Here is a 12,532-nt window from a genome sequence, read left to right as displayed (position 1 = left end):
AGCAAATCAATCAGTCATTTTTTATCAGCAACACCCGCGTCACCCGCCGTTCTTCAACCGCCACCACCGTCATCTGCCAGCCTTCGTATTCCAGACGATCGCCCACCATCGGCAAGCGATCCAGCAAACTCATCACCAGACCGGCCAGCGTTTGATAATCCTCGGTGGGCTCAGCGCCAAACCCGGTGCGCTGCCGCACCCGTGTCAGGTTCAGCGCACCGCTGACCATAAACCCGCCCTGCTCTTCAACCACGTCAGGGCCTTCAACTTCACTGGCGTCGGGTAATTCACCGGCAATCGATTCAAGGATGTCGGTCATGGTCAAGATACCGACAAAATCACCGAATTCATTGACCACAAACGCGATGTGGGTCGACGCGGCACGCATTTGCTCCAATGCGTTGAGAATCGAATAGCTCTCGAGCAGATTGATCGCCTTGCGCGCCAGGTGCTCCAGATTCGGCTCCTCACCGGCCAGATACTCTTTGAGCAATTCTTTCTTGTGCACGAAGCCCAGTGGTTCATCCACCGCGCCATCGCGAATCAACGGCAATCGTGAGTAGGACGAATGCATCAATCGTGTGCGAATCGCTTCGGCGTCATCGGCCAGGTCGATGTAGTCGACATCGGCGCGCACAGTCATCAGGGCACGAATCGGACGTTCAGCCAATTGCAGAACGCCGCTGATCATCACGCGCTCGCGGCGATCGAACAGTTCCGTACTCGGCGCTTCGCCGTTGTCGAGCAGGTCGGAAATCTCCTCGCCCACTTCCTCCACTGCCAGTTTGCGCCCGCCCAGCAGACGCATCACCGCGTGGGCCGTGCGCTCACGCATCGGACGCAAACCCTGCATCGAGCGTTTGCGACGGGCACGGGCAATCTGGTTGAACACTTCAATCAGAATCGAGAAGCCGATGGCTGCGTACAGATAGCCTTTCGGGATGTGGAAACCCAGGCCTTCGGCGGTCAGGGCGAAGCCGATCATCATCAAGAAGCCCAGACACAACATGATCACCGTCGGGTGCGCATTGACGAAACGTGTCAGCGGCTTGCTCGCAACAATCATCAGGCCGATGGAAATGATCACCGCGATCATCATCACCGCCAGTTCATCGACCATGCCGACAGCGGTAATCACCGCGTCCAGCGAGAACACGGCGTCGAGCACCACGATCTGCGCGACGATCGGCCAGAACAACGCATACGCGGTGTTAGAGGTGCGCTCGCCGACATGACCTTCCAGCCGTTCGTGCAACTCCATGGTTGCCTTGAACAACAGGAACACACCACCAAACAACATGATCAGGTCGCGACCGGAGAAACTCTTGTCGAATACCTCGAACAGCGGCTGCGTCAGGGTCACCAGCCAGGAAATACTCGCCAACAGGCCCAGGCGCATGATCAACGCCAGCGACAGGCCGATGATTCGCGCGCGGTCACGCTGATGCGGCGGCAGTTTATCCGCCAGAATCGCGATGAACACCAGGTTGTCGATGCCGAGTACCAGTTCCAGCACGATCAAAGTCAACAAGCCTAACCAGGCCGTGGGATCCGCTAACCATTCCATAAAATATCTCGATCTCTCTTCAGTAAATTCAGGCTGTCGGACACGACGAAGTGCAACGCGATAGCTCTGAAGCTGCGTTGTCTACGATAGTCGGGTGTCGGAAAACCGGATGCTGCGAGTGCGTCAAGACCGCGCCGTGGCGCATGGAAAACGGATAACTGGGAGGCTCCGAGAGGGTGTTCATGCAAATCCTGAAAGGAAAAAGGCCTTGAAGCGTACAGGCAGAAGCGGGCCTTTCCCCAGTCGCAAATTATTTCAAAATCTGTAAAGCACAGCTTTGATGGGCTGCCGAAGCCTCTCCGGCAGCCGATGGAGTCCACTGATAAACCTAGTGTCCGGCCAGCCGCTGCAGCTGTTCCAAAGTGTGTGTCTCCAGGGCAATGCCGTACTTGAGCGACTTCTCACGTTGCAAATGCCGACGATCACCCGGCAGACGCTTGAGCCCGACGCCGTGCATTTGCCGCACCAGTTCATGGCTGCGTTCGGCAAAACTCTGGCCCGACGCCTTGGAGGGATCGATCACGATCAGCAACTGACCGGCTCCATGGCGTTTTCGCGCCGGGATGATTCTTCCAGTCGAACTCGAACGAGAAGTTTCCACCGGTGAGTGCCGCCGCGAGCAACTCGACCATCATCGACAGCGCCGAGCCCTTGTGCCCGCCAAACGGCAACAGCGCGCCACCTTCCAGAATGGCTTTGGGATCTTGCGTCGGCTGACCAAGGCTATCGACGCCCATTCCCGGCGGCAGGCGCTCGCCGTTACGCGCGGCAATCTGCACGTCGCCGTGCGCAATGGCACTGGTGGCCAGATCGAAAACGATCGGCGCCGCCCCGGCCTGTGGCGCGGCGAAAGCAATCGGATTGGTAACCGAACAATGGCCGATCGGCCCCGTGCGGCACCACGCACGTCATGCTGTTAACCACGCTCAGGGCGACCAGGCCCTCCTCGGCGAACGGCTCAACGTCCGGCCACAGTGCCGCGAAGTGATGGGAATTGCGGATCGCCAGCGCCGCGATCCCGGCGCTGCGTGCTTTCTCAATCAGTAGCGGACGGGCCGCCGCCAACGCTGGCTGGGCAAACCCGTTACCGGCATCAACCCGCACAAATCCGGCAGCGACATCCTCCACCAGCGGCACAGCCTGCCCGTTGACCCAGCCACTTTGCAGAGTCGACACATAACCGGGGATACGGAACACGCCGTGACTGTGCGCCCCGTCACGCTCGGCGCCGGCACAGTTAGCGGCCAGTGATCGAGCGACCTGCGCAGAGGTGCCGTGGCGCAAATAAATCGTTTCAAGCAGTTGCGTCAGTTCTTCGAGCGACAGCGTGGATAAAACAGCAGCAGACACATGATCGGATGGCGCAGACATCTGAAGCTCCAGATTAATTATTGGAGGGAACAACAGCGTACGAATTAGCGAATCGATTAATCACGCCTGCAAGGCAGCGTGTCAACCCTTGCCGAGGGCAACGGCGTCACAGACTGGCACATTATCAAGCTGTGTGTGCGGTAACTATGTACCACCTGCCCACCTTCTTCGATCCATACCCTAGAGCCTCAATCTATCGGCGCGACTCTTGCGCCTTGTCGAGACTCGTTGATGCCAGCCACTCATTCTCCGCTGTTGTTTCCAGAAACCTTGAAGTCACCCGGCCTTTGGGGCGAACTGGGCCCAATCCATGGTTTGTCACGTAAGGACTTCGATTGGCTGGCCCTGACCGAACTCGCCACGCAGGCATTACGCAGCCAACAATCCCCACCAATGCTGGCCCAGCGCATTCTGCTCAGCATTCCTGGCGCTGCCGCCGTGCCGCTGGCGGGCTGTTTTGTCCTGGGTGCCACTCCGGATGACGGTGGCGAGATCCTCTACTCCCCGTATGAAGGCATCAAAAAACACCACAGCCGCGCTGATCTATTGGCACGACTGGAAACACGGCTGAACACGCCAAGTGACGCTGAACGACTGCTGGCCTTTTTACCGATATCCCGACGCAAGCAACTGCTGGATTCACGCGCCATCCGGGTCTCGCTTGAACCGATTGCCGGGGATATTTTCGAAGATCAGCAGGCGCTGATTACGCAGGCTCAACGTGAGAATGCCGAGGCCATGCTGATCGAGCTGAAGCAACTGCCTTTGCTGCATACGCTTGTTGAACAGGTCATGGATGATTTACTACGCAGCGACGTGCAAGCCGGATCGCCACGTGCAACCCGCGTCAGTTTTTACCTCAGCCCCGACAACGGCGCGACTCGCCACTGGCTGGACTCCATGAGTCTGAGCGACGCCGTGCTGATGTATTACCGCAACCAATGCTGGCCGGCAGGCCAACAGCACGAGTTCTCAAACCCGACCATTGCTACACAACCTGATGATCAAGCCCGCTGGGAGAGTGCCGTGAAAAGCGCCTCGGCAAAGTTAGCGGTGCTGTTGTTTGATCAACTCGAAGCCTACTGGCAGGCACCTTGCGCTGACGGATCATCCCGTCGCGATTTTTTCGCTCAAGCGGTGGAAGACCAGGCCCGTGCGGATCTGCTGCTCAAACGGGAAGCCAGCATCATTGACGCTGCGCAATTCATCACCCTGCATCAAATGATCGAACCGCTTCCCACCGTTTCTCGCCTGCCAACCATCGAAACCGTAAGGATGTGGGAGTACCAGGCCAACTTCGTCGAACTGGCCGGATCCTTGATGATCAGCCACGACAACGCCTACCTCTATACCCCCACTCAGGGTCTTCAAGTACTCAAGGACTACGCGAACCTCAAAGAGATCTTACTCAGAAAATTCAAGCGAGCCGGGCATGAAGACCAGCTCTACGGGTTGCTCAGCCTCGAAGAACGCAATCGTTTTATTGGTTACGACCGTCCGCAGGTAACGGGAGAGGTGATTTCCGGTGCCATTTTCAAAGTGCTGTTCGAACTGATCATCACCAAACAACGGCAGAACCTCGACTACGCCTTGCAGGTGTTTCGCCACAGCGATGGCGCCATCGATGTGCATGCTTTGGTCGACAAGGCGCTGGACATCCGCACGATGCTGAATGAGCAATTGCTGACCCTCGATGCCGGTGAGCGCTGGAGCACACGTCCAGTACTGTTCGGCCGGGCGCAACCTTCGTGGGTGCTGGCCGACAAGACGACGCTGGCGATAAAGTCGTTCGCCGACGTCAAAGCCCCCCTCGCCGGTGATTTCGCCGCACAACCCCACACGACTGCAGCTTCCCAGCGCAGTTACCTTGAGCATATGAAGACCCGGCTGGCCCATGGTTTTTACGTAGGCGTGCGTGGCGAAGCGGAACTGCGGATGATTTACGGCACGCTGCAAAAACCGCAACGGGCGATCGTTGATACCGTTTTCAACGCCGACCAGCCCACGCGTAATGATCGCCGTACGCTCAATGGGTTTCGTCCCGATGCCTGGGCACTCTCGGTGAAAGGCTCAGGTGAGACACATGCATTTCCTCTGGATCAATGCGTTTTGCTCACGGAGCGCGGCGGTCTGGATGTCGAGCACTCCGGGCGCGTCATTCTGTGGACGCCGAGTTTGGGCCTGGAGGCGTTTGACGGAATTGTCAGCGTCCGCCGCACATTGAATCAGCGCTTGCTCGACAGTGTTCAGCGCCTTTCTTTGCTGGAAAACCTTCGCCCGCCACAACAATTGCTCCGCCGGAATTACCAGTTGGGGCCGCTGCAACTGATCGAAGGCAATGTGATGGAGGCGTGCATGCAATCGGCGATCAATCACTACCTGGCCCGTTGCGAGCAACTGCGCGCACGCCTGAAGGATCCCGCCCGCCTCAATGATTCGTTGACGCTGCTCAGTAAAACCCTGCTCGAAACCAACTTGCAGCGTGCATCTGACGTTGCGCAAGCCATCAGGCAGCAGCAATCGCTCCCGATCTGGCTGGGTATGGCACCGATCGACGAGCAGCAATTACATCTGGAATTGTTGGAGCAATGGCACAACAGCGTGACCGATGACGAAGATTATCTGCACGGCATTCCTTCATTGGAGCGCTACGTACGAGAAACGCTGAAGTCGTTACTCGATGTGCGATTCCCCGGGAGCAATCTTGATCCGCAAAATATAGAGATCATCCCCAATCTGGCCCTCGCGGGACCCGCGCGCAGCCTGTCCGAGTTTGCCTTGAATCACGTCAACGTCGCGCAAGGAACTGGCTTCATCGTAGCGTCGAAGACTGCCCAACCGTTACCGCCGGGTCTTGACCAACAGGCCGTCAGACAAATGTTGGCGTCGCTGGCGATATCCACTGATTACGCAAAAAGGGTCACTGATGCCCTGTCTGTACCCTCCCCTCAATCCGATGCACGTAAACAGCGCTTTTTCCGCCAGTTACCGTGGCAACTGTTACAGCATGCGCACGCCCTGAAACTGCAACAACGTTTGTCCGACAAGGCTTTCGACCTGATCGCCCAAGTGCTGGACATGCCAGATGGCAAGGCGCGCGCCACCGTCGAGGGGGCTCACGCAAATATCTATCCACTGTCGCTGATCAAGACGCCGAGAGCGGCGCCAGTTGAAGCGCTCGCCATGTACGTGATCGATTCCGACCATCGCCTGCGCAATCCGCTGGTGCTCTATGCACCTTATGCCGACGAGGTGTTTCGCGAGTTTGCGAGCGAAATGGATCTGATCACAGCACTGAACACACCGGGGAGCTTGCAGGATCTGCTCATACGCCGCAGCCCCGAGCACCAGCAGGCGTCGCTGCGAGGTTTGTTGATTTCAAGCGTGGGCGAGGTCAGCGAGATGACGCTCGCCGTGAACCCTGTCACGGGAAATATCTTTCACCGACTGTACGACGACAATATTGCGCTCCTCCCGCAGCTGCTCGGCAGCCAGTTGAAAACTGCAGCGCAGGCAGATTGGGAGGCTGCGAAAAATCTCTTCAGCGATGGCAGCAAACTGCTTTCAGGGCTTCTGCCGGGCAAGCTGGGTTACCTGTCGTTTCTTTGGCAAAGCTACAAAGACTTCAAGGATTCGGCCGAGGCACTGCAGGATCATCACTGGAAACCCGCACTGAAAGCATTCATTGCCGGCGCGATACAAATGGTCAGCATGGGCCGCTTGTCGATGGAGTCGTCCGCTGAGTCCGTGACCCCTTTAAAGGCTGCCTCCGAAGAGCCGCCATTAGTGGCCCCTCGGCTACAGCAGATCCAAGTGACTGCACCGTCACGCACCGCCCTGCAACACTTCGAAACCACGACAGTCGCACTCAAAGACCTGTCCCTTGAGCCACACAGCGGGACTTACATCAATAACGCCGACAGGCTTCGCTATGCCGCCATCGCCGGCAAGGTTTATCGCGTCGACAAACCCGGCGCCGTTTGGCGCATGGCGAATGCACAGTCCTACGGTCCGACATTACGCAAGGGAGGCACACAGCTGGTTATCGATCCGGATCGTCACACCGTCCATTACGGCAAGGCGATGTCCAAGATGTACAACCGCTTCGCCGCCGACCGCGAACGCCGGCTGGTACTGAACATCGAGGCAGTTGGCATGGAGGCCATCCGCAGCAAACACCCGGACAAAGCGCGGATGCTGGTGCAGGCCATCGATATGGCCCGCTATTACGCCTTCAACAGCTTGCATAATCTGGCACAACTGCGCAGTGCACCGGACGGCACCCGACTCGATCGCTTCCTCAAGCAGTTCTTTGATGTGAGTCAGATCGACGACACGCTGATCAACAAAATAAAACAGGCGATCGTCCCGGTGTGCACGGCGCTGGTAGATCCGAGTGAGGACTTGATGAACACCGACCGCTTCGTCATTGGTTCGAACAAATATCCCGGCGCCAACCTGAATGCCTTCGTCCTGGATGACGATGAGCAACGCAAGGTGCACTTCACCGAAAAATTCTTCTCCCAGCAACTGGACTGGTACAAATCTTCTCTGACCGAACCCTTTAATGTCGACGGGCATGCCCAGGCGTCCGTGCTGATTCATGAGTTTGCCCATCAAATCTGCAACGCCGTAGACATTGCCTCGCTGGAAGCCCGCCGGCCCTTCAGCGATTTGATCGAGACCCTTACCGGCCAAGGCATCGCAATGAAAAACACTCAGCAGACGTTCCAGCGTCAAGCGCTGTCGTTGGCCACCCCGCGACAAGAGCTGTTTTCGCGCTGGAGCGATAAGCAACAAGCCTGGATCGGCTTCGATCAACTGCCTCACATGACGAACGTCAGCCGACAGATACTCGACGCCACGCTGAGCCCCACGCTGAACGACGCACGCAATGCCTTCCTCGATCAACAAACGCCACATCCGCGCATTGATACTATTTTGCGCAATGCCGACTCGATTGCTTTCCTGATCGGCGAGATGGGCCGGCAATTGGATCCGGCACCAGTCATTTCGCCGTAATCAGGCAAAAAAATGCGCAGGCCAGACCTGCGCATGATTGAGACAAAGAACTGTGACGTCAGTCTTTCTGATCCCGCAAGACATTGCCCGAAGCACCGTCGATGCGGAATTCGTACACAACGCCGTCGGCTTTACGCCCTTCGCCTTTCCAGTAACCGTTGTTGTCGGCTTCGATTTCGTAAACCTCTACGTAACCGGCTTTGGTTTTGACGATTTCGATGGCTTTCTCAATGGTGATCCAGCCTGCACCGGGCTTGTCTGCCAGCGCGGCGCCAGCGCTGAGCAAACTGGCGGTGGCAATCAGGGCGGCAAAAGTTCTTTTGATCATTTTTTCACTCCATTTGTGGATAGTGCGCGAAGGTGTCCTGTTTTTTTGGGCGCCTCAGGGAAAAATAAGTTCCACTTTGATGGGTAATTGCCATGACGGATGTTCTCGGCAACTGATCGTCAAGGTTAGAATGTGCGAAATCAGGACGAGTCAATGACCCAAGACACTCTCTCGGAAGCCGAATACGATGCGATCACCGATGCCGCCGCGCATTGGTGCATGCGTGTGCACGCGGCTGATTGCACGGACGAAGAGCGACGCGCGTTCGAACAATGGCTCGATGCTCACCCGCTGCATGCGTTCGAATATGAAGCGATGCTGGAAATCTGGGACGTTGCCGAACATCTGCCGCGCCCCGAAGTTGACGTTGTCGTGCCGATCAACCGCTCGCCGTCACGCTCGTGGCGACACTACGCGTTAGCCGCTGGTGTTTGCGCCGTCGCATTACCGCTGGCTGCAGTCGCTGGCTGGAACCTTGGCTGGTTGCCCAACAGCTATCAGCATTTCGCCGCCACCGACAACGTACGTCAGGTCACGCTGGGTGATGGCAGCCAGGTCGAACTGAATCTGAATACCGAGCTGACCTTCAGTAATTACAAGGACGAGCGCCGCGTCACCCTGGAAAAAGGTGAAGCGTTCTTCGCCGTCAGCCATGACATGAGCCACCCGTTTGTCGTGCGTGCAGGCGAAGGCAGGATTCGTGTAACGGGCACACGTTTCAACGTCTGGATGTATGAAGACCAGGTGCGTGTCAACCTGATTGAAGGTTCAGTGCTGGTGACCAGCAACACTGCATTGTCGGGTGATGGTTTGCGTCTCGGGCCGTCGATGCAGGCTCGCTACAAGCATGGTGATTACATGCCGCAGATCAGCCAGACCTACCCCAATGACAGCGCTCTGGCCTGGCGCAGCGGCAAACTGGTACTCGACAATCTGTCGCTCAACGACGCACTGCCGCTGATCAATCGCTATCTGGACAAACCGTTGATGCTCAACGATAACGCGACCGGTGCGATTCGCGTGGGGGGCATTTACAACATCAAAGAGATGCACAACCTGCCAAGCACCCTGCCTAAAGTGCTGCCGGTCTATCTGTCGCGCAACAAGGATGGCGACCCGGTGATCAACTCGCTGCCACAACAACCGCCAAAAAGCTGAAGGCCGCGCCCCTTGCGGGATGCGGCTCCAAATTTTAAAGTCGGCAATAGCCGTTTTTACTGCGCTGCCATCTTTCCAGTCTTATCCAGTGCTTCGCGGATTGTCTGTACCTGATACTGCGGATCCGCCTGAATCTGCTGTTCGGTAAACGGCAGGACGCTCCATTGTTTCTTCGAGAACGCTTCAGTCTGATCCCGCGAATACTTCGACGCCGGATCACTGGACAACGAGAACGCCAACAGTCCTTGTGCGTGCGGGCCCTTTTCATCGAACGTGACCACTTGCAGGTAGCTGGTGCCGCTGACCACTTCCAGTTTGCCGTCCTCACGCGGCACGCTCTGAATCGCGTTATAGATCCCCAAAGTACCCGGCCCGCCATGAATCGGCGTCTGTTGCCCACCACTGCTGACCACCTGAATATCGCCCCAGCGAGCGTCAGACTTGAGGCCCATTTTTGCGCTCAATGCGACCGACGCCAACATGGCCTCGCGAAGCGCTTTGGCCACCGCTGGCTGCTCAATAGCCAGACCACTTGGCGTGTTTTGCGCATCCTTTGGATCGAACGCCACCCGCCAGATATCCGGAGATTCTTGCAAGGCTTGCATGATGTTCTGGAAGTGCACCAGGCCCAGACCCGAATCCAGATTGGCCCGGCCGTCCCACGCTTTCAGGCTGGCACACAGCGGTTTCAGCGCAGCAGCGTCAGTACCTGTTTCATTGGCGCAGAATTTCAGCAGATCCGGCACAACCTGACCCGCCAGATACACTTGATCGTCCATCACCATGTGCTGGAGATCCTTCACCGCCAAGGTAGCGTTTTTGCTCAGGCTGGCGAGACGATTCAGGGCGAAGCGCGAGCGCAGCGCCAACGGTTGACCCTCCTGACTGATCAGCGGCGAGAACCCGGTCAAGGGTTGCGCCGGATTCGCCAGCCAGGCGGAATCATTGGAATGCTGTACGAAATCCTTGCGCAGTAATTGCGGCAGCTGGCTGGAGGCAAAAATACCTTTCTGCGCGGCTGCCGGATCAATGTCCCAGGCGCAAGCGCTGTTCGAGCCGTCCAGAATGATCATCTGCAAACCGATGCGCGGATCGCTGCATTTGGCCAGTTTGTCGGCACTGACGTTGGGCACCACCGACAGGTTCATGTACAGCGTCTGTCCCTTGTCATCCACGGCCAGGGTATTAACCCAGGGAATGCCTTGAATTTTGTGCACCGAATCCTGCAAATCCTTGAGGCTGGCAGCCTGATTCATTGCGTACCACTGTTTAAGTACGCGATCGTTCTCAAGGTTGGCGTCGCGCAAACTGTACGCGTATTGATTATCCCAATCGAGCTTGCCCGGCCACTGCACCACCGGGCCAAACTGCGAGCTGTAAATGTCTCGCGATACCGGCACGACCTGACCATCCGCCTGTTTGACCTGCAGCGTCACGGTCTGCTTGCTCATTGGCAGTGATTTGCCATCGAGCATGTAGCGCGTCGGATCTTTTGGATCGAGTTGCAGGCGGTAAAGCGTGAAGTGTTTCGACGAGTCGACTGTGTGCGTCCACGCCAAGTGCTGGTTGAAACCGATGTTGATCATTGGCAGGCCCGGCAGCGCAGCCCCCATAACGTCGAGTTTGCCGGGGATGGTCAGGTGCATCTGATAGAAACGCATGCCGCCGACCCAAGGAAAATGCGGATTGGCCAGCAACATGCCGCGACCATTAAATGAACGCTCGCTGCCAACGGCCACCGCGTTACTGCCGCGATCCAGGGCGAAACGTTGCTGGCGCACGCCGGCCATTTGATAAGCGTGATGATCGTGCTCGATCCGGGCAGTGGCCTGTGGCGGTGTCGCACCCGCCAGTGCTTCGGCGAATTGACCAACGCCACCTTCAACCAGCAGACGCCGCGTCAACTTGACCAAATCTTCAGCTGCAATGTCGCGCACCCATTCGCCTTGGCATTGCTGCGGCAGGCCTTGCTGGCGACGTTCAGCAAGATATTTGTTGTAGCCGGCGGCATAACCTTCGACCAGATCCTGCACTTGGGAAGTCTGTGCCTGCCAAAAACCATTGACCGCTTCAGGCGTGTTCAGCCAATTGAAAAACACATCGCTGACGCGATTCTCGCGCTCTTCCACGGTGAACTGATCCGGGCCGAAATAGCGTGAGCGCTGACCATTGACCGTGACGATCTCATTGGCCAGCAGACAGAGGTTGTCTTGCGCGTAGGCGTAGCCGATGCCAAAACCCAAACCGCGTTCGTTGTCAGCGCGAATGTGCGGCACGCCAAAAGCGGTACGCCGAATATCGGCGCTGGCCTCAGTGGCGGGACTGAGTGCATGGGCGGAAAAACTTAGCCCGAAAGCCATACCGGCAAGGGTCAGTCCAATTAACTGCCTGGAAATAATCACGCTCGCTCCTGATCGAAATGCCGAAGAGCGCAGGCGTGCCTGGCCTGAAAGGACGGGCATCGGCTCCGCTCTGAAAACACCCACGCGTCCACGCGCAATGAGCCTTTGCAAGTAACGAAGCCGAGAAAAAAAATTTAGGCCGCCGAACAGCGATCTGAAGCCGTAATTACGGAGAAAAGACGAATTTCCGACAAAATTTCTACATTTTTTCTTTCATGATTTCTCGTGCTGATTCGTCTTGTTTAGAGAGAGCACAAAAACCTTTCCCGATCTGGCCCTGCAAAGGAGTAATCGCATGTACAACTCGCAACTACCATCGGACGGTAGCCAGGCGCCACAAGGGGCTTCCATGAGCTCCCTGGCGAGCGATTTCGGGCAGCGTGCCGACCGTCACGGCAACGAACGGATCCGCCTGCTACTGAAAAGTTTTGGTCTGCGCACCAGTCTGATCCGACTGAAAGTCATCGACGCCCTGCTGGTCGCGGCACAAAGCGAACGTCGTCTGGGCGTTCGCGGCGTCCACAGCCAATTGCTGGATCTGGACATTCCGCTGTCATTTCTCAGCGTCCGCGAAGTCCTTAAACGCTTGTGCGCCGAAGGTGTCATCACCTTCAACGCCGACAAGAGTTACAGCCTGCATCCACAAGCTGCGGCCGTCCTCAACGAGTAACCCGTGCAGCGATC

The 12,532-nt window shown here is 57.1% G+C and carries 6 protein-coding genes and 1 pseudogene; 3 read left to right on the top strand and 4 right to left on the bottom strand.

The features are described from left to right. Positions 1–10: 10 nt before the first annotated feature. Positions 11–1,567 (bottom strand): TerC family protein, encoded by a 1,557-nt coding sequence (locus tag ACZZ0D_RS09700; protein ID WP_463553062.1) that lies wholly within the window; start codon positions 1,565–1,567, stop codon positions 11–13. Positions 1,568–1,895: 328 nt separating this feature from the next. Continuing rightward, a pseudogene (locus ACZZ0D_RS09695) lies at positions 1,896–2,938 on the bottom strand (Ldh family oxidoreductase). Between the two features lie 231 nt (positions 2,939–3,169). Here ACZZ0D_RS09695 and ACZZ0D_RS09690 point away from each other — a divergent pair. Beyond that, the gene (locus ACZZ0D_RS09690; protein WP_463553061.1) at positions 3,170–7,960 is read left to right on the top strand and encodes a dermonecrotic toxin domain-containing protein; all 4,791 of its coding nucleotides are present in this window, start codon (positions 3,170–3,172) and stop codon (positions 7,958–7,960) included. A gap of 58 nt (positions 7,961–8,018) precedes the next feature. Here the strand turns inward: ACZZ0D_RS09690 and ACZZ0D_RS09685 are convergent, their stop codons facing one another. Then, positions 8,019–8,288 carry a PepSY domain-containing protein gene (locus ACZZ0D_RS09685; protein WP_053120534.1) on the bottom strand — a complete coding sequence of 90 codons (270 nt, stop codon included), beginning with the start codon at positions 8,286–8,288 and terminating at the stop codon, positions 8,019–8,021. A gap of 153 nt (positions 8,289–8,441) precedes the next feature. On the opposite strand from ACZZ0D_RS09685, the gene ACZZ0D_RS09680 reads away from it, so the two are divergent. Then, the gene (locus ACZZ0D_RS09680; RefSeq protein ID WP_463553060.1) at positions 8,442–9,446 is read left to right on the top strand and encodes a FecR family protein; all 1,005 of its coding nucleotides are present in this window, start codon (positions 8,442–8,444) and stop codon (positions 9,444–9,446) included. Positions 9,447–9,502: 56 nt separating this feature from the next. Here the strand turns inward: ACZZ0D_RS09680 and pvdQ are convergent, their stop codons facing one another. Then, positions 9,503–11,848, bottom strand: coding sequence for a bifunctional acylase PvdQ (gene pvdQ, locus ACZZ0D_RS09675; protein ID WP_463553059.1), 2,346 nt, complete (start codon positions 11,846–11,848; stop codon positions 9,503–9,505). 295 nt (positions 11,849–12,143) lie between these two features. Between pvdQ and ACZZ0D_RS09670 the strand changes: the two genes are divergently transcribed. After that, positions 12,144–12,518 (top strand): fe2+ zn2+ uptake regulation protein, encoded by a 375-nt coding sequence (locus tag ACZZ0D_RS09670; RefSeq protein WP_053120540.1) that lies wholly within the window; start codon positions 12,144–12,146, stop codon positions 12,516–12,518. Positions 12,519–12,532 lie beyond the last annotated feature (14 nt).

Source organism: Pseudomonas sp. AC193 (genome assembly GCF_979258075.1).
This window is presented reverse-complemented; position numbering and strand designations above follow the sequence as displayed.